General features: G+C 34.9%; 23 protein-coding genes and 1 tRNA gene. 20 read left to right on the top strand and 4 right to left on the bottom strand.

The features are described 5' to 3' along the window. Positions 1–144: 144 nt before the first annotated feature. The 8 genes from BUE95_RS11985 (at position 145) to BUE95_RS11950 (ending at position 10,813) form a co-directional block, all read left to right on the top strand. On the top strand, positions 145–1,566 hold the full coding sequence (locus BUE95_RS11985; protein WP_073584828.1) for an RtcB family protein: 1,422 nt from the start codon (positions 145–147) through the stop codon (positions 1,564–1,566). An 88-nt stretch (positions 1,567–1,654) separates the two neighbouring features. After that, a complete protein-coding gene (locus tag BUE95_RS11980) occupies positions 1,655–2,404 on the top strand; it encodes a nucleotidyltransferase domain-containing protein (RefSeq protein WP_073584826.1) in 750 nt (249 codons plus the stop codon). A 5-nt stretch (positions 2,405–2,409) separates the two neighbouring features. Beyond that, complete coding sequence (locus BUE95_RS11975) at positions 2,410–3,183, top strand: Hachiman antiphage defense system protein HamA (protein ID WP_073584824.1); 774 nt, start codon at positions 2,410–2,412, stop codon at positions 3,181–3,183. 1 nt (position 3,184) lies between these two features. After that, entirely contained in the window at positions 3,185–5,743 is a 2,559-nt protein-coding gene (locus BUE95_RS11970; protein ID WP_073584822.1) for a DEAD/DEAH box helicase family protein, read from the top strand. 5 nt (positions 5,744–5,748) lie between these two features. Further along, positions 5,749–6,807, top strand: coding sequence for a nucleotidyltransferase domain-containing protein (locus BUE95_RS11965; protein ID WP_073584820.1), 1,059 nt, complete (start codon positions 5,749–5,751; stop codon positions 6,805–6,807). A gap of 1,414 nt (positions 6,808–8,221) precedes the next feature. Beyond that, positions 8,222–8,285: transfer RNA gene (locus BUE95_RS13690), tRNA-OTHER, on the top strand. A 523-nt stretch (positions 8,286–8,808) separates the two neighbouring features. Beyond that, positions 8,809–9,906, top strand: a complete 1,098-nt coding sequence (locus BUE95_RS11955) for a slipin family protein (protein ID WP_073584816.1) — start codon at positions 8,809–8,811, stop codon at positions 9,904–9,906. Positions 9,907–10,123: 217 nt separating this feature from the next. Beyond that, complete coding sequence (locus BUE95_RS11950; RefSeq protein WP_073584814.1) at positions 10,124–10,813, top strand: Bax inhibitor-1/YccA family protein; 690 nt, start codon at positions 10,124–10,126, stop codon at positions 10,811–10,813. A 55-nt stretch (positions 10,814–10,868) separates the two neighbouring features. Here BUE95_RS11950 and BUE95_RS11945 read toward each other — a convergent pair whose 3' ends face one another. Together BUE95_RS11945 and BUE95_RS11940 are read right to left on the bottom strand one after the other, a co-directional pair. Next, the gene (locus BUE95_RS11945) at positions 10,869–11,051 is read right to left on the bottom strand and encodes a sterol desaturase family protein (protein WP_200778622.1); all 183 of its coding nucleotides are present in this window, start codon (positions 11,049–11,051) and stop codon (positions 10,869–10,871) included. A gap of 142 nt (positions 11,052–11,193) precedes the next feature. Then, the gene (locus BUE95_RS11940; RefSeq protein ID WP_073584812.1) at positions 11,194–12,117 is read right to left on the bottom strand and encodes a LysR family transcriptional regulator; all 924 of its coding nucleotides are present in this window, start codon (positions 12,115–12,117) and stop codon (positions 11,194–11,196) included. 84 nt (positions 12,118–12,201) lie between these two features. Here BUE95_RS11940 and BUE95_RS11935 point away from each other — a divergent pair, with 84 nt between their 5' ends. From BUE95_RS11935 to BUE95_RS11915, 6 genes are read left to right on the top strand one after another with little or no spacing between them, the layout of a single operon-like run. Further along, positions 12,202–13,632 (top strand): NADP-dependent isocitrate dehydrogenase, encoded by a 1,431-nt coding sequence (locus tag BUE95_RS11935; RefSeq protein ID WP_073584810.1) that lies wholly within the window; start codon positions 12,202–12,204, stop codon positions 13,630–13,632. Between the two features lie 14 nt (positions 13,633–13,646). After that, complete coding sequence (locus tag BUE95_RS13595; RefSeq protein ID WP_143165295.1) at positions 13,647–13,844, top strand: hypothetical protein; 198 nt, start codon at positions 13,647–13,649, stop codon at positions 13,842–13,844. Further along, positions 13,822–14,100, top strand: coding sequence for a hypothetical protein (locus BUE95_RS11930; RefSeq protein ID WP_073584808.1), 279 nt, complete (start codon positions 13,822–13,824; stop codon positions 14,098–14,100). The genes BUE95_RS13595 and BUE95_RS11930 overlap by 23 nt, the downstream gene beginning before the upstream one ends. Beyond that, positions 14,090–14,944 carry a DUF6671 family protein gene (locus BUE95_RS11925; protein ID WP_073584806.1) on the top strand — a complete coding sequence of 285 codons (855 nt, stop codon included), beginning with the start codon at positions 14,090–14,092 and terminating at the stop codon, positions 14,942–14,944. The genes BUE95_RS11930 and BUE95_RS11925 overlap by 11 nt, the downstream gene beginning before the upstream one ends. Before the next feature lie 6 nt (positions 14,945–14,950). Further along, positions 14,951–15,901, top strand: a complete 951-nt coding sequence (locus BUE95_RS11920; RefSeq protein WP_073584804.1) for an L-threonylcarbamoyladenylate synthase — start codon at positions 14,951–14,953, stop codon at positions 15,899–15,901. A 30-nt stretch (positions 15,902–15,931) separates the two neighbouring features. Beyond that, a complete protein-coding gene (locus BUE95_RS11915) occupies positions 15,932–16,894 on the top strand; it encodes a sodium-dependent bicarbonate transport family permease (protein WP_073584802.1) in 963 nt (320 codons plus the stop codon). Positions 16,895–16,991: 97 nt separating this feature from the next. On the opposite strand, the gene pheT is transcribed toward BUE95_RS11915, so the two are convergent. Continuing rightward, positions 16,992–19,421, bottom strand: a complete 2,430-nt coding sequence (gene pheT, locus BUE95_RS11910) for a phenylalanine--tRNA ligase subunit beta (protein WP_073584800.1) — start codon at positions 19,419–19,421, stop codon at positions 16,992–16,994. 368 nt (positions 19,422–19,789) lie between these two features. On the opposite strand from pheT, the gene BUE95_RS13685 reads away from it, so the two are divergent. The 3 genes from BUE95_RS13685 (at position 19,790) to BUE95_RS13885 (ending at position 20,510) form a co-directional block, all read left to right on the top strand. Then, positions 19,790–19,957 carry a hypothetical protein gene (locus tag BUE95_RS13685; protein WP_159433519.1) on the top strand — a complete coding sequence of 56 codons (168 nt, stop codon included), beginning with the start codon at positions 19,790–19,792 and terminating at the stop codon, positions 19,955–19,957. A gap of 72 nt (positions 19,958–20,029) precedes the next feature. Continuing rightward, entirely contained in the window at positions 20,030–20,197 is a 168-nt protein-coding gene (locus BUE95_RS13680; protein WP_159433518.1) for a hypothetical protein, read from the top strand. A 187-nt stretch (positions 20,198–20,384) separates the two neighbouring features. After that, on the top strand, positions 20,385–20,510 hold the full coding sequence (locus BUE95_RS13885; RefSeq protein ID WP_262494372.1) for a hypothetical protein: 126 nt from the start codon (positions 20,385–20,387) through the stop codon (positions 20,508–20,510). 169 nt (positions 20,511–20,679) lie between these two features. Here the strand turns inward: BUE95_RS13885 and BUE95_RS11905 are convergent, their stop codons facing one another. Next, on the bottom strand, positions 20,680–21,003 hold the full coding sequence (locus tag BUE95_RS11905) for a YbaB/EbfC family nucleoid-associated protein (RefSeq protein WP_073584798.1): 324 nt from the start codon (positions 21,001–21,003) through the stop codon (positions 20,680–20,682). Between the two features lie 217 nt (positions 21,004–21,220). Here BUE95_RS11905 and BUE95_RS11900 point away from each other — a divergent pair, with 217 nt between their 5' ends. From BUE95_RS11900 to BUE95_RS11890, 3 genes are read left to right on the top strand one after another with little or no spacing between them, the layout of a single operon-like run. Beyond that, positions 21,221–21,787 (top strand): T9SS type A sorting domain-containing protein, encoded by a 567-nt coding sequence (locus BUE95_RS11900; protein ID WP_084530298.1) that lies wholly within the window; start codon positions 21,221–21,223, stop codon positions 21,785–21,787. Next, positions 21,784–22,398 (top strand): hypothetical protein, encoded by a 615-nt coding sequence (locus BUE95_RS11895; RefSeq protein ID WP_073584794.1) that lies wholly within the window; start codon positions 21,784–21,786, stop codon positions 22,396–22,398. The genes BUE95_RS11900 and BUE95_RS11895 overlap by 4 nt, the downstream gene beginning before the upstream one ends. A 6-nt stretch (positions 22,399–22,404) precedes the next feature. Beyond that, positions 22,405–25,728, top strand: coding sequence for a beta strand repeat-containing protein (locus tag BUE95_RS11890; RefSeq protein WP_073584792.1), 3,324 nt, complete (start codon positions 22,405–22,407; stop codon positions 25,726–25,728). Positions 25,729–25,731 lie beyond the last annotated feature (3 nt).

The following is a 25,731-nucleotide window of genomic DNA, read 5'->3' as shown; positions in this document are numbered from 1 at the left end:
ATTCTTTTTTTAGTGCGCAAAATAATTGCGTAGTACTGTAAAACCTTTGCATCATACAAAGGGAAGTAAGCCTGATGTAGCATTGGACATGAATCAGGCTCTCGAAAGCAACGAAATTCGAATAAAAAATATAAATTTAACATCATGGAAACTAAAATTAACGGAACTGATTTATTAGCCTTAGGGTATCCAGAAGGAACTTTAATAGGTGTAGCTTTAAAAGCGAACGCTAAAAGAACAGGATTTTCTAAAGAAGAAATGTTGTCGAATTATGCCTTGGTATTAGAAAATCCAGAAGCCTTTTTAGAACATAAAATCTTTGGAAAATTAGCACAAACTATCATAGAAAAAGCCAATGAGAAACCAGAAGATTTCATTGCTTTAAATCCAAATCCGTCTGATTTTGCCTTATATGGTGAAGATAAAATTGAAGAAGGTGCGATTAAACAAATGCAAGTGGCTATGCAATTGCCTGTTACTGTTGCGGGTGCTTTAATGCCTGATGCACATCAAGGTTATGGATTGCCTATTGGCGGGGTTTTAGCTACTAATAATGCGGTGATTCCGTTTGGTGTGGGTGTGGATATTGGTTGTAGAATGGCTTTGTCGATTTATGATATTCCGGAGTTATTTTATTATGAAAATGAAGCAAAATTCAAAAGAGAATTGGTTGCCCATTCTAAATTTGGAGCTGGACACGGTTTTCACGGACAATACAAATCGAATCATGAAGTTTTGGATAGAAATGAGTTTACCGAACACACTTTTATTAAAAACTTAAAAGATAAAGCTTGGTCGCAATTGGGTTCTTCTGGTGGTGGGAATCACTTTGTAGAATTTGGTATTATAGAATTTGCAACCGATGATGCTGCATTAAACATTCCGAAAGGAAAATATGTGGCTTTGTTGACGCATTCAGGTTCAAGAGGTTTTGGAGCTACCATTGCTGGACATTATACTAAAATTGCTAAAGAAACTTGTAAACTTCCAGAAGTAGCAAGAAACTTAGCCTATTTGGATTTAAGTTTTGATTTAGGACAAGAATATTGGATTGCGATGAATTTGGCGGGAGATTATGCTTCGGCTTGTCATGAAATTATTCATACGAAAATGGAAAAAGCGTTGGGAGCAACTGTTTTAGCCAAAGTGGAAAACCATCATAATTTTGCTTGGAAAGAAATGTACAATGGAGAAGAAGTGATTGTACATAGAAAAGGAGCAACTCCAGCTGCAAAAGGCGTTATGGGAATTATCCCAGGTAGTATGACTGCACCTGGATTTTTAGTTCGAGGAAAAGGTGAGGAGAACGCTATCAATTCTGCATCTCATGGAGCCGGAAGACAAATGAGTAGAACCCAAGCCATTAAAACCATTACGAAAAACGAAATGCAAGCCATTTTAAAAGACCATGGTGTAACGCTTATTGGTGCAGGAAAAGATGAAGCGCCAATGGCTTACAAAGATATTTATCAAGTAATGGCTGCCCAAGAAGATTTGGTAGATGTAGTTGCCAAGTTTACCCCAAAGATGGTACGAATGGCTGATGATGGGAGTAGAGAGGATTAATTCTATTAAGTGTTAATAACTTAGCCACAAATTGTAAGTAAAATTATCGATTTGTGGCTTTGTTTTTATTAAATTTGAAATAACAGTTATGAAAAAAAATATACAAAACAAACTCAAACAAATCGAACTCGAAAAAGGAGTTGAAATCTTGTATGCCGTAGAATCGGGGAGTAGAGCTTGGGGATTTGCTTCACCAGATAGCGATTATGACATCCGTTTTATCTACAAGCAAGACTTGAATTATTATTTGTCGTTGTGGGAACAAACCGATGTAATTGAGTTTATGACTGAAGACGATTTAGACGGAAGCGGTTGGGATTTACGGAAAACCGTAAAATTATTAGCTAAAAGTAACGCACCTTTGTTAGAGTGGATTTATTCGCCAGTGGTGTATTATGAAAATGAGGCGTTTATGAACCAAATGCGAGCGTTAGCAAAAGACTGTTTTTCGCCAGTGGCTTGTTTGTATCATTATTTGGGAACGACTAAGAATTTTATGGACGTTTGCGAGCAAGAAGAAGTAAAACTGAAAAGCTATTTTTATGCTTTACGCACGGCATTAGCTGGAAAATGGATAATAGAAAACAACACTTTCCCACCAGTAGCATTTATGGAATTGTTGCCAATTGCACCACAAAACATACAAGAAAAAGTAAAACAATTAATACAAATAAAAGCCAACCAAGACGAAAAGTATTTGCATCCAAAAGAGGAATTAATAACGACTTTTTTACAGGAAACGGTGGATTTTAATAAAGAAAATGCTGCTGGGTTGAGAAGTGGAAAGAAGATGAGTGAGGAGTTGGATGGGGTTTTTAGAGAATTATTTATAGATTAAAGATTATGAACATTTTTAATGAAACACAAATTATATTATCTGAAAGAGTAACTTTTAATTTTTTAAATATTGAAAGTTACTCCAAAGAATTAATTTCTCTTATTGAAAGAGAGATTGGTTTTATACGTAACGGTGATTTAAGTGATGAGGAAATTAAAGATGTTAAAAAGAGATTGAAAAAGTGGATTGATTCTAAAAAGAAAGATAATAGAGCTAAAAATGGATTCATAGCTGAATTTATTTGTCATTTATATTTAAGACATGCAAAATTTGAACAATATTCATTATTCAAAAATCTGGAGGAAAATGGACCAAAAAAAGGTTTTGATGGATTATATCTATTTAAAGATGAAATATGGGTTGTTGAAAGTAAATCAACTGAAGATATTTCCAAAACACATGAAAGTAAAATTAACGATGCTTATACTGATATAAAGAAAAAGTTAGAATCGACTGATAAAGAAAAAGTGAATGATCCTTGGGAAAATGCGTTAAATCATTTGGACCGTAGAAGTATAAAGTATAATAAAACATTACTTAATAATGTAAAAAAATTAAGTAAAGATTTTATAAATAATGTAGAACATAAAATTAAAGAATTTAATATAATTCCTTGCTCAACAATTTATATGCATGATAATTGGAATTTTATAGATAATGAAGAGCTTAAAGCTAAAATTGAATCTAAAATTAAAAATTACGATGCAAAAAAACTCAATATTTTATGCGTTAATAAGAAGAGTGTCGAATGTTTTTTAGAATTTATTAAAACTCAATGAAATGGCAAATGAAAAAGCAATAAAGACTAATTTAAATATTTTATTAAAGGACTATTTTTTTAAAAAAATATTCGAAAAACTTTGCTTAAATAATGAATTACATAGTAATGAAAAAGAATATATTTTATCAGTTGCAATTCTTTTTTTTAGATTTTATGATAATGATAAAAGGAATAAAATTTATTTTAAAATTGGTTACTATATTATTTTAAAATACACTTTAAAATATAAAGATTATCGACCTTTATATGATATTAGTTTGCAAATTGGTTTTTATCCAATTATTGAATTCATAACAATAACAAACAAACTATTAAATGTTGATGATGAATCAAAAAATTTGATAACAGATGCAATTGCTTTCATTTCTTATAGAGAGAAATTCAAAAAAGGAGATTATTTTGAATCATTAGAACAAAATAGTTCAAGAATATCAATAATTAACAGCAATGAGAATGAAATTGCATATATAGCACCAACTTCATATGGTAAAAGTTCATTGATAGCTGATTTTATTGATAAAAATAGTCCTAACAAAGTAGGCATCATTGTTCCAACTAAATCTCTACTTGTTCAAACTTATAATGATATAAAAAATTCAAATAAGGAATATAAACTTGTTTTACATGATGAAATGTACAATGAAGATGACGAGAAGTTTATAGGGATTTTAACTCAAGAAAGAGCGACTAGAATTTTAAATAGTAAATCAAATTCTTTTTTTGATGTTATTTTTATTGATGAAGCCCACAATTTGTTTAAAAGAGATTCAAGAAGTTTTATTCTGTCAAGATTAATTCAATTAAATTATAAGAGGAATCCAAATCAAAAAGTAATTTACTTATCTCCTTTAGTTGAGGATGAAAGTAATCTAAAAATTAAAAAAACAAAAGACGGAACTATTTATACTAGAAGAGTTCAGCACGATTTTAAATCTTTTGAACTTTACTACTTTGATGAAAACAAAAGTTTTTTTTACGATAGGTTTACTGGTGAAAAATATAATTTAAATGATGATAAAAATTATTTTCAATACATTATTGATAATTCATTTAATAAAAATTTTATTTATCAACTTAAACCAAAGTTAACTGAAAATTTAGCTTTAGAATTAAGTTCAAATATAAATATTGATTTGTCTAATAATGAAAAAATTAAAAAAATTATATCCACAATAAAAAAAGAGGTTCATCCAGAATTTCAAATTATAAAATGTTTGGAAAAAGGTGTTGTTTACATTCATGGAAAAATACCTAATTTAATTAAAGAATATATTGAAAAACAATTTAAAGAGATTGATGAAATTAAATTTATTGTAGCAAATACCGTGATACTTGAAGGAATAAATTTACCTATTGAGACTATATTTATCACGACAAATAAGGCAGGAAAACAGAATGAAAGACTTGATATAAAAAATTTGATAAATTTAATAGGAAGAGCAAATAGACTAAATTATGTATTCGATAAAAATTCAAAAGATATTGATAAATTAATTTCAAAAATACATTTTTTAGAACATGATACCTATCACGGTAAAAAAGGAGACAAAAATCAATTTTCAATTTTTCAATCATTAAAAAAATTAAATGAAAACAAACTAATTGATTTGGTTAAAAACCCTACAATAGAAACTTATGATATAGAAAAACTTGAATTTTATGGCGATACTAAAGAGAAGAAAATTGAAAATAAAGAAAAGCATCGCAAAGAGGATAATAAATTATTAGATCATTCTGATTTTGTTCTTAAACTCCCGAAAAGTGAAAATGAAAGAATGAAAAAATATTTTATTGAAAACTCAATTGAAAAGTATTTTGATAATTTAGAAGAAGTAATTGATACAATTTTAATTAACATTCAAAATTACAATTTTGATTTTAATCATAAAATTGTTGATATCATGTATAAAATATTAATAGTTAATAATGTACAAAATTTAAAAGATTTTGAATTAGACAGATTAAAAAATGAAAAAGCTAGAGATTATTATAATTATTACATTGAAGTAACTCAAAAGCAGCATTTAAGTCAGAGAATCAATTCACTTCTAATTCATTTTAGTAATAAAATTAAAGACAAAGATCCTTTTTTATACATAGGTACAGCATATGGAGACGCAACATCAATTGAAGCAGGAAAGCCTTCTAGATATGAAGAGTTAAACAATAATTATAAAGATTGGAAAAAAGTATATGTTAATTTAGAAACGACAGAACAAAGTTTAGTAAACCTAGCGATTGTGAAACTAAAAATAGAAGAAGACTTTGTTAGTTATCAGTTGACTTTATTAATGGCTTTTTTGTATGATTTTAATATTATTTCAAAAGATTATTATTATAAATACATTTATGGAACAACTGATGAAAGACTTATAAATCTAGTAAGATTTGGATTAAGTGTAAGTGTAATTAATAAGTTAGAAATTGATAATCAAATAGATAATTTAGGTTTAGATAGAAATGGAAATTTAAAAGCAAAAGACAAAATAAAGTTTGAAAATTATCTAAATCTGCAATCGGAATTATTTCAATTTGAAATTAGAAAATATTTGAATTAGTTAAAATGACCATCCAAGACCTCCATACCCAAAACCTCATCCTCTTCGAAGTTATTTCGGGGAGTAAGTCGTTTGGGTTAAACACACCCACTTCTGATACGGATATAAAAGGCGTTTATTATTTGCCTAAAGCGCAGTTTTATGGGTTGCATTATATTCCGCAAATCAGTAACGAAACCAATGACGAAGTGTATTATGAGTTGGGTCGTTTTGTGGAGTTGCTGTTAAAAAACAATCCCAATATTTTAGAAATATTAGCTTCGCCAGAAGATTGTGTTTTGTACAAGCATCCGTTAATGGCTCGTTTGCAATTACATGATTTCTTGTCTAAACTGTGCAAAGATAGTTTTGCTGGTTATGCCATGACGCAAATTAAAAAGGCACGCGGTTTAAATAAGAAAATCGTAAATCCATTACCCAAAGAGCGCAAGAGTTTATTAGATTTTTGTGCTATTTTAAATGGTTATGATTCGGTTCCGTTATCTAAATGGTTAATGGAACAAAACCTTTTTCAAGAACAATGTGGCTTAATCAATGTTCCCAATGCCAAAGGAATTTATGCTGTGTTTTATGATTCTGATACAACCTTAGGGTATCGTGGCATCATCAAAAATGAATTGTCTAATGAAGTTTCGGTTTCTTCCATTCCAAAAGGAGCTGAACCTATTGGGTATTTGTCGTGCAATTTAGAAGGCTATTCCAAATATTGTAAAGAATATGCCGAGTATTGGGATTGGATTGATAAACGCAATGAAGAGCGCTACAATACGAATCAGCAACACGGCAAAAATTACGACAGTAAAAACATGATGCATACCATACGATTGCTGCAAACGGCTGAACAAATTTTATCTACTGGAACATTGAATATTCGAGTTTCCAATCGCGACGAATTGTTAGCCATAAAAGCAGGCGAAATGGAATATGATGCTTTATTACAAAAAGCAGATGATTTAATTGCTTCGATTGAGCATTTGTATACGACTTCAACTTTACCTAACGCTCCCGATAGTGAAAAACTACTTGGTGTTTTGGTGGAAATGCGAGAGGAATTATACAGTTAATAAAAACACTTCGACTTCGCTCAGTGTGACAAAAAAGAAAAATAATTTTATATTTGCCCTCGAAATGAAAACACAAAAACAACATATTAGTCTAAATTTATATCGCTCAGCGATAGATTTTCCTATGGATATTAATGGACGTTGTATGTGTTTTTATGAAGAATAGTTATTGTTTTTAGTAAAATTACACCAAAATATACGAAACGTCCTTTGCAAAAAGGGCGTTTTTTTTGTTTAAAAATGCACTTCGACAAGCTCAGTGTGACAAAAAAGAAGAGACAAAATGATAAAAGCGAAAAAAAAAGTAAAAAAATGTTTCATGATTAAACGAAATAGTAAAAAATAAGGGTAAATGCGTAACCAAATGAGAGACAGTCATTTGTAAAATCCGAGGTATCTGTTGAAAAACGGACAGAATTTTTATTGGCTAAAATCAAACATAACCAATTGATTATCAATAAAATAAATTTAAAAAAAATTTGGAAGTTAGTTTTTTTTGACTTTATCTTTGCCCCAGAAAATCAGTGTTCAGTGGTCAGTATTCAGTGGTCAGTTAGTAGAAATCTGATATTTAATAAATATAAATAATTATGAAAACACGATATAATAATATTCAAAAACTAAATATTACAACCATGATAGATTGTTTTAATCCTTCAAGTAATGTAGCTCCGAAATATGATTTCGGATGTATGAATAAACAGGTGCAAACTAATAGGCATTTGGAATAGTAGTATTCCATTGTTATGATATGAAGCACCTTTTACGAGGTGCTTTTTTTATGCCCAAAAATATTGATTCTGTAGCTCAAGGGGAGAGCAGTGAGCTGTTAACTCAAAGGTTGTTGGTTCTCCCGATAGCTATTGGGATTAGGAAAATCACACGAGTTCTTTAGAAAGGGAACAAGGCTTATTGGTCCCGATAATTATCGGGATTCCCGACTGTCTCTCGGGAAATTGAATTTTTATTCATAATAAGCCTTACAAAATGGAAGTACGTCAAAGTAGGAGCGTTGAGCTTGTCTGTAAAACAAGTGCTTCATGCTGAGTAGGTTCTCCCGATAGCTATCGGGACTACTACTTCCACAAGTTGTTTTTAACTACGCAGAATAATTGCGCAGTAGGTTTTGAATCTTTGTTCAGCGATAAAGAAAACGTTCTTTGAATTTGAAAATAATAGATTCTCGTCTTTCTTGTCTTTCTCGACTTCGCTCGAAATGACAGCGGTTGAGAGGATTGAGAAATAAAATATCAAGCAAGTCTTGTTGGGTGTTTCGATATAGCACTATTGCAGTATTCGTTTCGCAGTTGCGAATGATGTTGTACTGTTCAACTTGGCTTGGAGGTTTTGGTGGTTTTCCAAAAAATCATCCTCACTCTATGGGTCACGGGTTCGATTCCCGTACATACTTTGCGGTATGTTAGTTCAGTCTGGTTAGAACAATAGATTAATCGTAGGTTCGAATCCTACACACATTTAGGTATGTGTTTGACAGTGGCGTCACTTACAGACTCAAAATCTGTTTGACAGAGTAGCATAGCTCTTTAAAAGAATGTACCATAAGAAAATCTTCGGACTTGGTCAGTTTTGGCGCGACTCGTTCGTAAAGAAACACTTAGGAAAAGACCTGAAAAAGGCTTCGTATTCCTAACCGTTCTTTTGCTTTTGTATTTGCTTGTTGTTCGCTACGGCTAACTTCAAAATAGAATAGAAACCCATTAGAATGCTTTTGATTACTAACTTTTTTCCGTTTTGGACTTTGGACGAAGGGCTGGAGGTTTTCTTTTTAATTGAATATAAATTAATAAAAATAAATTGTAAAAATTTATTTAACCACATAGAAACATAGTTTAAAAAGAGGATGATAGTCCAATTTTTGGATGCACATAGCTTTGATTTCTTATAACTAAGTGAAACGACTTTTAAAATCAATAAAATCTATGTTTCTATGTGGTTAAATATCTAAACAAAATAATACACAACAAATAAACTATATAAATTATGATTAACAGAATTACAATTCAGGCGTACCAAGTAGGTTTGGTATTTGAAAAAGGAAAATTAATTAACGTGTTAGAAGCTGGTTCTTATTGGATTTTAGGCAATAAAAAAGTGCATATATATGAAATGAAGCAATCGTTTGTTGCGCCAATAGAATTAACGATTTTATTGCAAAATGAAAAGTTAGCTTCGATGTTAGAAGTAATCGAAATTGCCGATAATGAAATCGCTTTGTACTACGTAAACGGCATGTTTAAAGAGGTATTAACTACTGGAAGATATGCGTTTTGGAAAGGATATTTAGACAATGCCTTTACAAAAATTGATTTGTCTAAAGTGGAAATTACAGAAACAGTTCCAGTGGCTTTGTTGGAAAATAGCAAAGTTCGAGCATACACTAGAAAATTCCAAGTGTTGAACTTTGAAAAAGGGTTGTTATTTGTGAATGGAGCTTTTGTAAAAGAATTAGCCGCAGGAAACTACTATTTCTGGAACAACGCCATTCCAATTGAAGTTAAAAACGTGGATATTCGTCAGCAACAAATGGAAATTGCGGGTCAAGAATTATTGACAAAAGACAAAGCAACCTTGCGGATTAACTTCTTTGTTCGTTACCAAGTAATTAACGCAGTTAAAGCTTTGGTAAACAACAAAGAATACGACAAACAGTTGTATGTGTTGATGCAATTGGCTTTACGAGCTTTAGTTGGTAGCTACACTTTAGACGAGTTGTTGAACAAAAAAGACACGATTTCAAAAGAAATTTTGGAAAACATGTTGGTGAAAATCAACGCCTTAGGTTTAATTGTTGCCGATGCTGGAATTCGAGATGTTATTTTGCCTGGTGATATGAAAGAAATCATGAATCAGGTATTGGTAGCCGAGAAAAAAGCACAAGCCAACAGTATTATGAGACGGGAAGAAACGGCTGCGATGCGTAGCATGTTGAACACCGCTAAATTAATGGAAGAAAACGAAATGTTGTGGAAATTGAAAGAAATGGAATACGTGGAAAAAATCGCAGATCGAATTGGTGAAATCACCATTTCAGGAAGTGGTAACGTAATCAGTCAATTAAAAGACATTTTCGTGAAATAATCAAAACCTCGGAATTCATTTTTCGAGGTTTTTAAAAACGAAGAGAAATGAAAAACGAAGAAGATAAAGAACTAATAATGACTATGGTAAAGGTGGTGATAATCCTTTTAAAAATTGCAATGGTGTTGAGCCAATTGGATTGAGAGGCATAAATGAAAAATAAATTTTTGTAGTCTTTTAAAAAATCTTACATTCGATAAACTTTAAACGAAACTTTATGAATTCAGAAAACAATGTGGTGGTGTCTTATGCAACCGATGCAGAGAGAGCTATCTTTTTTAAAAAGACCTATAGTCACGTAGCCTATGCCATTTTAGCCTTCATGCTTATGGAGTCCATTTTATTGCAAATTGTTCCTATGGAATGGATTTTATCAATGATGAGTGGAAAATTCGTGTGGTTATTTATATTGGGCTTATTTTGGTTAGGTTCTACGGTATCAGATCGCTTGGTATTTCATCCCGATAGAGACAAACAATACCTAGGTTTAGGTTTTTATGTTATATTGGAATCCATTATTTTCTTACCAATGATTGCACTTGCGGTTTTGTATTCTGGTAGCGAAATGATAATTCAGGCAGCGGTTATTACGTTATTTATGTTTTCTGGATTAACAGCTGTAGTTTTTATGACAAGAACCGATTTTTCTTTTTTAAGAACCGCAATTACTATTGGAGGATTTGTTGCTTTAGGAGTTATTGTGGTAGGGGCTATTTTCGGATTTAATTTAGGATTATGGTTTTCTGTTGGAATGGTGGTATTAGCTTCTGCTAGTATTCTATACCAAACAAGTCAAATTAAAGACCAATTCAGTACCGATCAATATGTGGGCGCTTCTTTGCAATTGTTTGCTTCTATTATGTTGTTGTTTTGGTATGTCTTACGAATTTTAATGAGCAGAAAATAATTGATTTTCAATTTATATTTAAAACCCTGAAATACTAAATTTCAGGGTTTCTTTTTTATTCTTTATGAACATCTTTAAATTGGAGCATTTCAAATAATTGTTGTTCCTTTTCATTGTCAAATCCGCAAGTAGATTTAAATTCTTTCGGATTTTCGTAAGTTCCAAAAAGCATATCCCACCAAACGATATCGCCATAATTGTTGGTGTGTTTGTTGTATTCGTGATGAATGCTGTGCATTTCTGTTTTGGTGCATTTTTGCCACAGATTTCACAGATTAATTCTCTGTATCTTTGAAATCTAGGCTTAATTTTTTAGTAGCTATAAGCGAAATATACAAAAGGCATCGCTTTAAACTTTTTTTGACCAAACAAAAAAGTGGCTACATCATCTCATACCAACTAAACTTGGAATGGATAATCGCTTCTTTCTCCTTTTTTAAGTAATCCAGATAGGCTAGGGCAGCAGGGTTGTGGTTTTTGCCTTTTACCCAAATCAAACTCCAGTTGGTTTTGATGGGCAATCCTTTTAAGGGGATGATTTGTAAATCTTTGTTTTGTATTTCTCTACGAATTCCAATTAAGGGCATGATGGAATAGCCTAAGCCTGCTAAAATGGCTTGTTTTACCGCTTCGTTTGAAGTTAATTCCATGCGTTTGTTGATCTTTAAATCTTGCTGTACAATGAAGCGTTCCATGGTTTGACGTGTTCCCGAACCACTTTCTCGAAACAACAACGGACGATTTTCTAATATAGCTTCGATTTTCTTTTTCTTGGTAAAATCTTCCTCCATATTCCCAACCAAAAACAACTTGTTTTGCATCAAATCAATTTTTTCCACTTTCATTTTTTCGGGGAGAATCGAAACCAGAGCAAAATCAACTTCATTGTTTTGCAAACTTTTAACGACTTTATTTTTATTCGTTACATCCATTTCCAATTCTACTCCGGGATGCATCTTCAAAAAATCAGCCAAAAAATAAGGCATTACATATTTTCCTGTAGATACAACCGAGATTTTTATTTTCCCAAAAAGCTGTCCTTTGTAGGCTAACGTTTTATAATCAATGGTGCTGACTTGTTGTAATATTTGTTCGGCTGCTTCAGCAATTTCTTTACCAAAATCGGTTACATAAATCTTTCGTCCGACTACTTCAGTAAGCGGAATTTCAAATTGGTCCTGAAAATTTTTTAACTGAATCGACACTGCAGGTTGGGTCAAATGCAACTCTTCAGAAGCCTTGGTAACACTCTGATTTTGTACTACTTTAAGAAAAATACGCAACTGATTTAAAGTGTAATTCATAAAAATTATTTATATAATGTATAGCAAATATAAATAAAAATATATGAAATAAAGTATTGAGATTTGCATAAAAATAATGAAATCATGAAAAAAGTAACGATTGCTAAAGGAGACGGAATTGGTCCAGAAATTATGGAAGCGGTTCTTAAGATTATCAAAAAATCGAATGCTCCCCTTGATTTTGAAGAAATTGAAATTGGAGAAAAAGTGTATTTAGCAGGGAATACTTCGGGTATTTCGGAAGCTTCTTGGGACGTTATCCGAAAAAACAAAGTATTGCTCAAAGCACCGATTACAACTCCGCAAGGTGGGGGATACAAAAGTCTTAATGTTACCATGCGAAAAGCGTTGGGTTTGTTTGCTAACATTCGTCCTTGTGTCGCATTGTATCCTTTTGTAGCGACAAACTTTCCCCACTTGGATGTGGTAATTGTTCGTGAAAATGAAGAAGATTTATATGCTGGAATTGAGCACCAACAAACCGATGAGGTAGTACAATGTTTAAAACTGATTAGCCGTCCTGGCTGCGAAAAAATCATTCGTTATGCCTTTGAATATGCGCAAAACTATGGTCGCAAAAAAGTGACTTGTTTTAGTAAAGACAACATTATGAAACAAACCGATGGTTTATTTCATCAAGTTTTCAAAGAGATTGCCATGGAGTATCCCAATATCGAAGCCAATCACATGATTATCGATATCGGAACGGCGTACTTAGCTGATCATCCTGAGAAATTTGATGTGATTGTAACTTCAAATCTGTACGGGGATATCATATCGGATGTGGCGGCACAAATCGCAGGTTCGGTTGGTTTGGCAGGTTCGGTCAACATCGGAAATGAATGTTCTATGTTTGAGGCAATACACGGTTCGGCACCCGACATAGCGGGACAAAACATAGCCAATCCATCCGGTTTATTACAAGCCGCAATTGCGATGCTCTATCACTTGGGATATGCTACAGAAGCAACCCGAATTCAAAATGCTTGGTTAAAAACCTTAGAAGACGGAATTCATACGGCAGATGTTTATAACGACGCGATCAGCAAGCAATTGGTAGGAACTTCGGAATTTGCCGATGCTGTAATAGCAAATTTTGATAAAATACCAAGTGTTTTAAAAGCGGTAACGCCCCCAAAAAATTCTGTGATTCAATTACCATCATACAAGAGAAAGGAGGCTTTACAGAAAGAATTGCTAGGTGTCGATTTATTTGTACACTGGAGTGGGGTAGATGCCAACGTCTTGGCTGAAAAACTAAAAGTCCTAACTACGGAAACAATCGATTTGGTCATGATTTCCAATCGCGGCGTAAAGGTATGGCCCAATGGTTTTTCGGAAACGTTTTGTACCGATCATTGGAGATGCCGTTTTCAATCCAATCAACCGCTAGAGAAAAGTGCAATTGTCAGCTTGCTGGGTAAAGCAATTGATTTAGGAATCGATGCCATCAAGACTGAAAACCTGTATCAGTTCAACGGTGTAAAAGCCTATTCTATGGGACAAGGTCAATAAAACAAATAAGCGATATGAACAAAATAACCCTACAACTTCTTTTGATTTTGTGTGTAATCATCGAGTCGGTACTTATTTTTAAACTGATGCAAACACCAGAAATTATTTACCAAGAGCTTTACACAGGATTGGCTATTTTACTATTACTCACTATCATTCGTTTAATCAACAATTTAACAAACATTACGTATGGAAACCCTGAAGAAAATTAATTTGATGCATGGCGAGTTTAACTCGATGGAAGCACGTGAAATCTTGATGGAAATGTGCAACAAAAATATCAATTTCAATAAAGTGCAAAATTTTAGCTCTCAAATTCGCTTTGGAGAAGACGATGAAAAGGCTATAAATCGTATTGCGCAGTTAAAGGAAAGCGTGAGTAGTATTGCGGAGATTTTAGAAGAAGCAAAAGCGCACAATAAAAAACTCAAAATAAAATCTTTCATCGAAATCGCGTATGAAGACTAACCCAGATTTTTTTTCGGGCCGTCGTTTATTAATTGTGACCAAACATCAGAAAGAAGCGGTCATCGCGCCTCTTCTTGAAGAAGCGTTAGGGGTACAATGCTTTGTGTCCAAAACCTTTGATACAGATACATTGGGCACGTTTTCGGGAGAAATTGCTAGAAAAGAAGACGCTTTAACCACGCTCCGAAAAAAATGTCGGGAAGGAATGCAAGCGGAAGGATTTGATTTAGCCGTAGCTACTGAAGGTTCCTTTGGAAATCATCCTACCGTATTTTTTGCTCCTGCTAATGACGAATTAATCATGTTGGTAGACCAAAAGCACAAACTTGAAGTTGTGGAACGTGTGTTAACTATGGAAACCAATTTTGACAGTTCTAAACTTCATACTCGAGAGGAATTGCAGGCCTTTTTAGAGAAAGTAGCATTTCCGTCTCATGGTGTCATTTTAAAAGATGCCGATGCGAATTGGACTACCCTTTATAAAGGCATTACCGACTATGATGAGGTAATGGAGCGATTTGATGCATTGGTTGCTGACCATCATTCGTGCTTTATAGAGACTGATATGCGTGCATTATTCAATCCTACGCGAATGAAAACCATTAAAGAGGTTACCCATAGATTAGTTAACAAATTGCATTCGGTTTGTCCTGAATGTCTTTTTCCCGGCTTTGGTGTGGTTGGTGCCGAAGCCGGTTTGTTATGTAGTAGTTGTTCAATGCCAACACGCGCTACATCAGCACATATTTATCAATGCCAACATTGTAATTACGAGTCTAAAGTTCTATATCCAAACGGAAAGCAAACAGAAGATCCGATGTATTGCGATTTTTGTAACCCATAAAAAGAAATGATAAGTACCGATATTAGTTTAGCAGTTCAGCATCTGAACGAAAAGGGCATCATAGGATTTCCCACCGAAACGGTTTATGGATTAGCAGGAAATGCCTTTGAAACCGAAGCCATTCATAAAATATTTGATGTAAAAAAGCGCCCCACATTCAATCCTTTGATTGTACATATTAAAGGAATTGAAGATTTGGTTCATGTTGCGCAAGAAATTCCACCCATGGCTTATGAATTGGCAGCTGCTTTTTGGCCAGGGCCATTGACACTCATCTTAAAAAAGCAACCTCATATTCCCGATTTGGTCACCGCAAACCAAGAAACAGTTGCGGTTCGTGTCCCGAATCATCCTGTTGCTTTAACACTTTTAAAACAGCTGGAATTTCCTTTAGTAGCGCCAAGTGCAAATCCTTTTACAAGCATAAGTCCAACAAGTGCCCAACATGTAGAAGCGTATTTTGGAAATCAAATCAGCATGGTGTTGGAAGGTGGGGAATGTGCAGCTGGAATTGAATCTACCATCATAGGATTCGATAACAATAAAGTTGTGGTATATCGTTTAGGAGCGCTGGCCTTAGAAGAAATTGAAAAAGTGGCTCCCGTGACCTTATACAATAAAAAGAACAAGCAACCCATAGCCCCGGGAATGCTATGGAAACATTATGCCCCCAAAACCGATTTTATTCTAACACGAAATGTACAAGAGGAGCTAGACTGGTATTCGGGAAGACGCATAGGATTACTGCTTTTCAATTCGTTTTTACCGCAATTGGATAGGGAAAACCAAATCGTCCTATCTGCCGAAAGCGATTTAAAAGTTGCGGCTTCTAAACTCTATGACGCCATGCATCAATTGGATAAAATGAAGCTGGAGGTCATTATTGCCGAACGCTTGCCTGAATATGGCTTAGGAGTTTCGATTAACGATAGATTAGCACGTGCTTCAAAAAAATGAAACCTACAATTAACATCATAACCACACACTATGGATTTTAGCTTATTATTTGAAAATTTAACCAATCCGGCTTTACTTTATTTTATCTTAGGAATTATTGCAGTTTGCTTGAAGAGTGATTTGGAGATTCCCAACAATTCTTCTAAGTTCATTTCGTTATACCTGTTATTTGCTATTGGATTTAAAGGGGGGCAAGAATTATCACATGAAACGATTAACAGTGAAATCATTTGGTCCATGCTCTTCGGAATTTCAATTGCCATTGTGATTCCGCTATACACCTTTTTCATTCTAAAACGCCAATTGAATGTATATGATGCCGGAGCTATTGCAGCAGCGTATGGTTCGATTAGTGCCGTGACCTTTGTAACCGCAGTATCCTATTTGGAATCCCACCAATTGGCACTTCACGGCTATATGGTAGCAATTATGGCCTTGATGGAATCGCCTGCTATTATTGTGGGATTGGTACTCATATCGATTTTTAATAAAGAGAAAACCCAAAAAATCAACAAAATAGAAATCTTACGACATTCCTTTACCAATGGGAGTGTGCTGTTGATTTTAGGAAGTTTGGTTATTGGCTTTTTAACCAGTGAGAAAGATGCACAAGGCATTCAACCTTTTACCAACGATTTATTCAAAGGGTTTTTAGCGATTTTCTTATTGGATATGGGAATTACGAGTGGTAAAAAATTAAAGTCCTTCTTTGCTCATGGCTGGTTTCCTTTTGCTTTTGCCTTTGTGATTCCTTTATGCAACGGAATTGTTTTCGCTTGGTTGAGTGGCTTTGTGACAGCGGATGTATCCAATCGCTTTATTTTTGCGATTTTGGCAGCAAGTGCTTCTTATATAGCGGTTCCTGCTGCGATGAAGATAACTGTTCCTAAGGCGAATCCGGGTTTGTTTTTACCTATGGCATTGGCCATCACATTTCCGGTTAACATTACGGTTGGGATGCCTATCTACTTTTATATCGTTCAACATTTGTAAAACACAAGGCTTTTCAAGGGGACAAAAAAAGTCCGAAACAACAGCGATTTCTACTTGATTTGCTGATTGTTTCGGACTTATACTATAGGTTTATTGCTTATCGTAAACTTGCTCCCAATTGGGTTTCAAAATTGTTTAGCAACTTGTTCATGATTTTGTCTATTTGAACATCGGTTAGCGTTTTGGAATCGTCTTGAAGAATAAAACTCACCGCATACGATTTTTTACCTTCTGGAAGATTAGTCCCCACATAAACATCAAATAGGTTTACCGCCTTTAAAACTCCTTTTTCAGTTTGTTTTGCTAGCGTATAGATTTGCTCAAAAGTAACCGATTCGTCAATTAAAAGAGCAAAATCTCTACGTACTTCTGGGTATTTAGGAATATCTGTGAATTTAATTTTACTGGTAACGTACTTTTGAATTTTTCCCCAATAAAAATCTGCAAATAAAACCTCTTGTTTGATGTCGAAGTGTTTTAAAATAGTCTTTTTAACAGTTCCAAATTCAACAAGAATCTCTTTACCAACAGCTAATGCCAATCCTTCTGAGAAAATATCGTTTTCAAAAGGCAAAGCCGTTACTTTTTTATCCAAGCCTAAGCGGCTCAAAACGTTCAGCACATAGCTTTTCATTAAGAAGAAATCCGATTTTTCAACGGGTCTTGACCAGTTTTCTTGATTTCTATTTCCTGTAATGGATAAAGTCAAGTGTTTTTCTTCATCGTAAGCCCCCGGCAGTTTGTGATAAGTCTTTCCAAATTCAAAAAACTTTAAATCGTTTCGCTTTCTGTTCACATTATATGAAATTGCTTCTAAAGCAGAGAACAATAACGATTGACGCATCGCTGACAAATCGCTACTCAAAGGATTCAACATGATGACATTAAATTCTTCTTTCAATTTTTCCGAAAGTTTCACATATTCAGGTGAAGTCAAGGAATTGGCCATCATTTCGTTAAAACCTAAAGCGCACAATTGGTCAGAAATGATGTTTTGAAGATTGGTTTCTTCAGTTCGCAAAGTATTGGAAATCGTTGCGTTTAATTTAGAAGGAATTTTAATGTTATTGTATCCATAAACCCTTAGGATTTCCTCAATAACGTCAATTTCTCGAGTAACATCCACACGATAGGATGGAATAATTAATCCCAAACTAGCATTGGAAATTGAATTGACTTTGATATCCAATGAAGCTAAAATCTTTTTTATCGTTTCCGGATTGATTTCCTCTCCAATAATTTTATTTACTTTTTCAAAATGAAGAAATACACTAAAGTCTTCAATTTTCTTAGGATAGATGTCGATAATGTCTGATGTGATTTCGCCACCCGCAACTTCCTGAATAAGAAGTGCAGCACGTTTTAAAGCATATTCGGTGATGGTAGGATCAATTCCTCTTTCAAAACGGAAGGAAGCATCCGTACTCAATCCATGACGTTTCGCTGTTTTTCGAATCGCAACAGGATTGAAGTATGCACTTTCTAAGAAAACAGCTTGTGTGCTCTCTGAAACTCCCGATGTTTTTCCTCCGAAAACGCCCGCAATACACAATGGGCCACTCTCGTCGCAAATCATTAAATCATCTTCGTGTAAGGTACGCTCCACATCATCAAGTGTCTTAAATTTTGTACCCGCAGCCACAGTTTTCACCACTACTTTATTTCCTTTAATTTGTGCGGCATCAAATGCGTGTAGGGGTTGCCCCAATTCGTGTAACACATAATTGGTAACGTCTACTATATTATTTTTTGGGGTTAATCCAATGGCTTTTAATCGGTTTTGCAACCAGTTTGGAGACGGTTTAACCGTTACCCCAGAAATGGTAACGCCACAATATCTTGGGGCTAATTTTTCGTTATCGACTTTTACATCAATTTTTAAGGTGCGTTTTTCAACTTTGAATTTACTTACCGATGGGGTAATCAATTCTGATGAGGTTCCTTTTTGCAACAAGCCTGCACGCAAATCACGGGCTACTCCCATGTGCGACATCGCATCAGCACGGTTTGGAGTCAATCCAATTTCAAATACTTCATCAGTTTCGATTTCAAAAACTTTAGAAGCAGGGGTTCCTGGTTTCAGTGCTTCATCTAGAATCATGATGCCGTTATGGTCATCACCTAAGCCTAATTCGTCTTCCGCACAAATCATACCGTGACTTTCTTGTCCTCGTATTTTTCCTTTTTTTATTTCGAATGCATTTCCTTCTTTGTCAAAAAGCTTGGTTCCTATAGTGGCTACTGGAACTTTTTGCCCAACTGCAACGTTCGGAGCGCCACATACAATTTGAACGGGTGCGTTTCCGTCGCCCAAATCAACCGTAGTGATTTTTAGTTTATCCGCATCAGGGTGTTTCTCACAAGTGAGTACATGACCAATTACTACTCCTTGTAATCCACCTTTTAAACTTTCGTATTGATCAACGCCTTCTACTTCCAAACCTAGGTCGGTAAGTATAGTAGCAATTTCTTCAGATTTTAAATCGGTTTTAATAAATTGTTTTAACCAATTGTAAGATATACGCATTTTGTATCGAATTTTAAGCGGCAAAGATACTTTATAAAATTAGAATTTAGAAATTAGAATTTAGAAATTTTAAAGGGATTGTTTAGGGGTGGGTTTCGGGTTTGAGGTTTCAAGTTTCAGGTTTTTTAGAACACAGATTTTAGAAATTTAACTAATCTTGGTGTGCTTGGTGTAAATCCTTTGTGCGCTTAGTGGTTAAGTGGTTTTTTGTTTCAAGTTTCAAGTTTCAAGTTTCAAGTTTCAAGTTTCAAGTTTCAAGTTTCAAGTTTTTTGGAACACGGATTTTAGAAATTTGAGAAATCTTTAAAATCTTTTATGAGCTTTAATTAACGTTACGTTGAGCTGATACTTTTCTTATATGACTTATCATGGTTAAGAAATTTGGGTTTTGGAACGCGGATGACGCGGATTTACTTTGGCAAAACGCGGATGGTGACGGATTCGCTAAAGCGAAGGTGGATAAGGACGGATTTTGTACATTTTGTTTCAAGTTTCAGGTTTCAAGTTTTTTGGGAACACGGATTTTAGAAATTTGAGAAATCTTTAAAATCTTTTATGAGCTTTAATTAGCGTTATGTTGAGCTGATACTTTTCTTATATGACTTATCATGGTTAAGAAATTTGGGTTTTGGAACGCGGATGACGCGGATTTACTTTGGCAAAACGCGGATGGTGACGGATTCGCTAAAGCGAAGGTGGATAAGGACGGATTTTGTACATTTTGTTTCAAGTTTCAGGTTTCAAGTTTTTTTGGAACACGGATTAGAGAAATTTAAGTAATCCTAGTGTGCTTGGTGTAAATCCTTTGTGCGCTTAGTGGTTAAGTGGTTTTTTGTTTCAAGTTTCAAGTTTTTTGGAACACGGATTTTAGAAATATGAGAAATCTTTAAAATTTTTTATGAGCTTTAATTAGCGTTACGTTGAGCAGATACTTTTCTTATATGACTTTTATGGTTTAAAAAAATGTTTTTTTGGAACGCGGATGACGCGGATTTACTTTGGCAAAACGCGGATGGTTACGGATTCGCTAAAGCGAAGGAGGATGGGAACGGATTTTTTTTGGAACACGGATTGGAGAAATTTAAGTAATCCTAGTGTGCTTGGTGTAAATCCTTTGTGCGCTTGGTGGTTAAGTGGTTTTTTGTTTCAAGTTTCAAGTTTCAAGTTTTTTGGAACACGGATTTTATGAATAGAAACCTTACCTTAAAACACTATAAACCAGTCATAAAGATTATATTACTTAAAATATAAGTTTAAATTATTTAAACATGTCCATTCCAGGAATGTTTGGCATTCCTTCTTTAGCGACTGCAGCCAATTCGGTTTCATTAACTGAGGTAGCTTTCTCGATGGCCTTGTTTAAAACAGTAACTAAATAATCTTCCAACATTTCTTTGTCTGCAAGTAAATCATTACTTATGGAAATGTTTTTGATTTTTCTATTGGCAGTTAAAGTAACTTCCAATAAGCCATCGTTACTTTTTTCATCGATTAAAACAAAGTCTAAACGCTTCTTGGTTTCTTCTACTTTTTGTTGGGTTTCTTTTAATTTTCCCATCATACCCATAATATCTCCAAACATTGGCTTCAATTTTAAATTAAGACAGCAAATTTAAGAATTGTGGTTGTAGTTTCCTACAGGATGGCTTCTAAAAATAATATTTTACCACTTATGAACCCAAACACTACACTTATGATTTTTATATTATCGATTAACAAAACGGTAAAAATAACATTCTAAAAATAAATTTATCGTAAGAATTTAACATATTTTTATTAAAAATTTTAACCCTTTCCCTATGAAAACAAAATTATGTTATTTTCGTAATTTGCCAGGGTCTTCTTGTGCAAAAATTCAGGAGAGTGGATGCAAACCTCTCAACTTGAGGACAACACTCTTCTTTATCTTTCTTTTAGCTTTCTCCGATTCTTTTTCCCAACACCTGCATCATCAGATGATAAGTGCTCAAGGAACAACTAAAAAAACAGTTTCGGGCTTGGTGGTACAACAAACGATTGGGCAACAAACGACCACTGGGAATCATTCTGATGGAATTGTGGTGCAACAAGGATTTCAACAAACTTTTTGGAACACCCACATTGCGAAGAACGAAACGGCAATTGTTTCGGTAGTTTCTTTTCCTAATCCTTTTGTTGAGGGACTTAACTTCCAATTTTCTACTTCGATTGATGCTCCCGTATCAGTAATGATTTTTGATGTGAGTGGTCGGCTGGTTTTTACAAACGAGCAAGCCGTTGTAGGAAACCTGCTAACACTTGATTTATCTCGTTTAGCTGCTGCAGAATATTTGGTACAGCTAAGAACTTCCCAATTTCATCTTTTCACTAAAATTTTAAAAATATGATAAAAAAATACAGCACTCTCTTCTTTCTTATCTTTTCTGTTTCGGCACTATTTTCCCAAGAGTTTTTTATTAAAACAGGTAAGAACAATACGCACTATGATTTTCAAGAATCCAATACAACTGCTGATTTTCGATGTGAAAGTGGGGATTTTTACGAATTAGGGTATCAACACTTCTTCAAAGACACGAAGTTTTCTTATCTAGGAAGTATCACATTCAATCAGTTTAATGCGAATGCTTCCGATGGGGCAACTTCCTATTCTTGGCGTACCAACTATGTAGGCTTACAAAATGCTGTTTCGTATGCTTTGTTTCAATGGGAAAAAGGTTTTAAAGCTAATGTTAAAGCAGGCTTTAACTTGGCTACCATAACCAAAGGCGAACAATTCATTAATACCATGTATTATGATTTAAAAAATCAAGAAGAATTTTCAGGTCTTGTGCTGCAACCGATGGTAGGTTTGGAACTGCAATACCAAGTTATTGACGCTATGAAAATTAGTCTTGGTTATCATTTTTCAAAAGCTTTCAATGTTTCGAATTCTTCAGAGGAACAACTGGCTTTTGTAACCCATCAAATTCAATTTGGACTTCATTTCCCTCTAAAATAATACAATATGAAAAAATTTTACTTACTACTAGTATTAGTAGTGTCTCTTGGTTTTTCTCAAACAAATGGCATTACGTATCAAGCGGTTATTTTAAATCCGTCGGCCCAACCGTTACCTGGACAAAATAATGTGGCCCAACCCCTTAAAGAGGCACCTGTTTGCTTGAAATTTACAATTATAGATCACAATACACAATCGGAGTATATCGAAACCATCCAAACGACTACGGATGCATTCGGAATGGTTAATTTGATTATTGGTTCTGGAAACCCAATAGGAGGTTATGCTGCCTCGTTTGCAGACGTGGTTTGGAACAGCAATGCCAAAAGCTTAAAGGTAGATTTGAGTACAACCAACAGCTGTGCTAATTTTATTGAAATCAGCAATCAACCCTTTACTTTTATTCCTTTTGCCATGTTTGCCTTAAATTCCGAAGCGTCTGAAGCAAACGAAGCGATTGAATCGGCCCTAATTGCATTACAGTTGGAATTAGATGATGTTCAAATTGGAGTCGGTCTCGGTGCCAATGGTTTTTATGTGGTGAATCCGAATACACAATACATCAATACAGCTACTTCAATTGCTCAGGCTACGGAGATTTTAGATGCTGCATTGGCTAACCTACAAGCGTTAGTGGACGCAAATCACACGGCGAATCAAGCTGCGGATGTTGTTTTACAAGGTAACATCAACACATTAGCGACTACGGTAACAAACAATGCCACAACAACCAACAACGCTATAACAACATTACAAACAGTAGTGGATGCAAATCACACGGCGAATCAAGCTGCGGACGTTGTTTTACAAGGCAATATCAATACATTAGCGACTACAGTAACGACTAATGCCACTACAACCAACAACGCTATTACAACGTTACAAACGGTAGTGGATGCAAATCACACGGCGAATCAAGCTGCGGATGTTGTTTTACAAGGCAATATCAATACATTAGCGACTACAGTAACGAACAATGCCACTACAACCAACAACGCTATTACAACGTTACAAACGGTAGTAGATGCGAATCAAACGGCGAATCAGGCTGCGGACGTTGTGTTACAAGGCAACATCAACACATTAGCGACTACAGTAACGAATAATGCCACTACAACCAACAACGCTATTACAACATTACAAACGGTAGTGGATGCAAATCACACGACGAATCAGGCTGCGGATGTTGTATTACAAGACAATATCAATACATTAGCGGCTACGGTAACGAACAATGCCACTACAACCAACAACGCTATTACAACGTTACAAGCGGTAGTGGATGCAAATCACACGGCGAATCAGGCTGCGGACGTTGTTTTACAAGACAATATCAATACATTAACGACTACGGTAACGAATAATGCTACTACAACCAACAATGCTATTACAGCTTTACAAACCGAAGTAGCTTCAAATCAAACGGCTAATGAGGCTGCGGATGTGTTGCTACAAACCAACATCACAACAGTTCAAACAGCCGTAACTGCTAATACCAATGCTATTGTTTTAAAGGAAGATGCGGCAAACAAATCAAGTGATGTAAACTTAGCGGATGTGACTGATGTTAAATTCCCAACAGCTTTAGCCGTAAAAACATATGTGGATACTAAATTTTCAGATGTAGCAGGGAATTATCTTCCTTTAACAGGGGGTACTCTTTCAGGACAATTAACGGTACCTTCTTTGGTAATAGATAATTCGAGCATTTGGGAGCTAAGAACCTCAGGGACTAATTTTCAATTGTTTCAAGGCGGTTCAAGTGCACGATTTACTATGGATGCTAATGGGAATTTAGGAATTGGTGAAAATTATGATCCAGCTTATAAATTCGATGTAGAAGGCGATGGCCGCTTTACGGGTTCCTTATTTGCAAACGCTTTTGTAAAGCCAGGAGGTTTGGCTTCCCAATTTTTAAAAGCAGATGGAAGTGTTGATACCAATGAGTACGTAATTGGTTCAACTACAAATATAGCCATTGGTTATGTAGCGGGCTCGGGTGGTCAAGGAACGCATTCTATTGCCATTGGAAGTAATGTTGCACAAGGGGCACAAGCCGAAGGAGGCGTAGCGGTAGGATATGCAGCTGCGCAATACAATCAAGGAGAGAACGCAGTAGCCCTTGGTTCCTTTGCGGGAAATAACAATCAAGCAGCTTATTCGGTAGCTTTAGGATACGATGCACAAGCGAGTGGAATCAACTCTGTGGCCATTGGAAATGGTGCGAGTGTTGCTACTGATAACACCATTCAATTGGGGAATGCAACGGTTACGAATGTGAATACAAATGCTGCTGTAACGGCCAATTCTTTTGTGAAATCAGGAGGCGTAGCCACTGAATTTTTAAAAGCGGATGGGAGTGTTGATACGAACGAATATTTAACTTCGCTTTCAGCAGCTTCTAGTTTTGTAGATCTAACGACCGATCAAACAATTGGGGGAAACAAGAACTTCTCAAATGATATTCGTGTGAACGGACTCATTATCGGAAGAGGTCAAGGACAAAACCCTGAGAATACAGCAATCGGAGGCGGAGCATTAGGAACAGGAACAGGGTCTCGAAATACCGCTGTAGGTACAGCTGCGTTACAAAATTATCAAGGAACAAGCTTTGACAACAACACGGGAGTAGGTTATTTCAATATGATTGGGTTAACTACAGGATATGGCAATACGTCATTAGGAGCAGAAACCATGTTTTTTGTTGGTTCTGGAGAACAAAATACTGCAATTGGAAATCAATCCTTGTTCAGTGTTACAGGAAATTTTAACGTGGCTTTAGGATCGCGAGCTGGAAACAATTTAGGTTCGGGAAGTAACAATACGTTTTTAGGATCTAATGCAAGAGTAGATGATCCTGCTAATGGCTCAATAAACAATTCGGTAGCCATTGGTTCGGATGCTGTAGTAGCAACAAGTAACACCATTCAATTGGGAAATACTTCTGTAACGAATGTGAATACTTCGGCAACAGTTACCGCTAATGCATTTGTAAAAACGGGAGGTACTTCAAGTGAAGTATTGGCTGCGGATGGTTCTGTGCTCACACAAGGAACTGGAATTTTGATTAGTGGTGGTACAATTAGTGTAGCTGGAGGGGCTGCTGTGAATGAGGCAGCGGATGAATATCTCGCTACTGTATCGCAAACCAGTTTTACCCTATCGCATGTTCCTTCCGCTACTAGCAAAGTAAAAATGTATGTGAACGGAATCAGAATTAGCAATACGGCGTATACGATTACGGGCGATACGGTAAACTATATCCCTGCTAATAATGGTGCTTATGCTTTATCGCTGAACGACCGTATTCAATTTGACTATGCTTACTAAAAA

Origin of the sequence: Flavobacterium cucumis (genome assembly GCF_900148835.1) — a bacterium.
GTDB lineage: Bacteria > Bacteroidota > Bacteroidia > Flavobacteriales > Flavobacteriaceae > Flavobacterium > Flavobacterium cucumis.
The sequence above is the reverse complement of the archived record's forward strand: the minus strand, read 5'-3'. Positions and strand labels throughout refer to the sequence as shown.

Coding starts and splice junctions, on each gene's coding strand:
- BUE95_RS11985 (WP_073584828.1), top strand. CDS start 145: ATGGAAACTAAAATTAACGGAACTGATTTATTAGCCTTAGGGTATCCA.
- BUE95_RS11980 (WP_073584826.1), top strand. CDS start 1,655: ATGAAAAAAAATATACAAAACAAACTCAAACAAATCGAACTCGAAAAA.
- BUE95_RS11975 (WP_073584824.1), top strand. CDS start 2,410: ATGAACATTTTTAATGAAACACAAATTATATTATCTGAAAGAGTAACT.
- BUE95_RS11970 (WP_073584822.1), top strand. CDS start 3,185: ATGGCAAATGAAAAAGCAATAAAGACTAATTTAAATATTTTATTAAAG.
- BUE95_RS11965 (WP_073584820.1), top strand. CDS start 5,749: ATGACCATCCAAGACCTCCATACCCAAAACCTCATCCTCTTCGAAGTT.
- BUE95_RS11955 (WP_073584816.1), top strand. CDS start 8,809: ATGATTAACAGAATTACAATTCAGGCGTACCAAGTAGGTTTGGTATTT.
- BUE95_RS11950 (WP_073584814.1), top strand. CDS start 10,124: ATGAATTCAGAAAACAATGTGGTGGTGTCTTATGCAACCGATGCAGAG.
- BUE95_RS11945 (WP_200778622.1), bottom strand. CDS start 11,051: ATGCACAGCATTCATCACGAATACAACAAACACACCAACAATTATGGC.
- BUE95_RS11940 (WP_073584812.1), bottom strand. CDS start 12,117: ATGAATTACACTTTAAATCAGTTGCGTATTTTTCTTAAAGTAGTACAA.
- BUE95_RS11935 (WP_073584810.1), top strand. CDS start 12,202: ATGAAAAAAGTAACGATTGCTAAAGGAGACGGAATTGGTCCAGAAATT.
- BUE95_RS13595 (WP_143165295.1), top strand. CDS start 13,647: ATGAACAAAATAACCCTACAACTTCTTTTGATTTTGTGTGTAATCATC.
- BUE95_RS11930 (WP_073584808.1), top strand. CDS start 13,822: ATGGAAACCCTGAAGAAAATTAATTTGATGCATGGCGAGTTTAACTCG.
- BUE95_RS11925 (WP_073584806.1), top strand. CDS start 14,090: ATGAAGACTAACCCAGATTTTTTTTCGGGCCGTCGTTTATTAATTGTG.
- BUE95_RS11920 (WP_073584804.1), top strand. CDS start 14,951: ATGATAAGTACCGATATTAGTTTAGCAGTTCAGCATCTGAACGAAAAG.
- BUE95_RS11915 (WP_073584802.1), top strand. CDS start 15,932: ATGGATTTTAGCTTATTATTTGAAAATTTAACCAATCCGGCTTTACTT.
- pheT (WP_073584800.1), bottom strand. CDS start 19,421: ATGCGTATATCTTACAATTGGTTAAAACAATTTATTAAAACCGATTTA.
- BUE95_RS13685 (WP_159433519.1), top strand. CDS start 19,790: ATGGTTAAGAAATTTGGGTTTTGGAACGCGGATGACGCGGATTTACTT.
- BUE95_RS13680 (WP_159433518.1), top strand. CDS start 20,030: ATGGTTAAGAAATTTGGGTTTTGGAACGCGGATGACGCGGATTTACTT.
- BUE95_RS13885 (WP_262494372.1), top strand. CDS start 20,385: ATGTTTTTTTGGAACGCGGATGACGCGGATTTACTTTGGCAAAACGCG.
- BUE95_RS11905 (WP_073584798.1), bottom strand. CDS start 21,003: ATGTTTGGAGATATTATGGGTATGATGGGAAAATTAAAAGAAACCCAA.
- BUE95_RS11900 (WP_084530298.1), top strand. CDS start 21,221: ATGAAAACAAAATTATGTTATTTTCGTAATTTGCCAGGGTCTTCTTGT.
- BUE95_RS11895 (WP_073584794.1), top strand. CDS start 21,784: ATGATAAAAAAATACAGCACTCTCTTCTTTCTTATCTTTTCTGTTTCG.
- BUE95_RS11890 (WP_073584792.1), top strand. CDS start 22,405: ATGAAAAAATTTTACTTACTACTAGTATTAGTAGTGTCTCTTGGTTTT.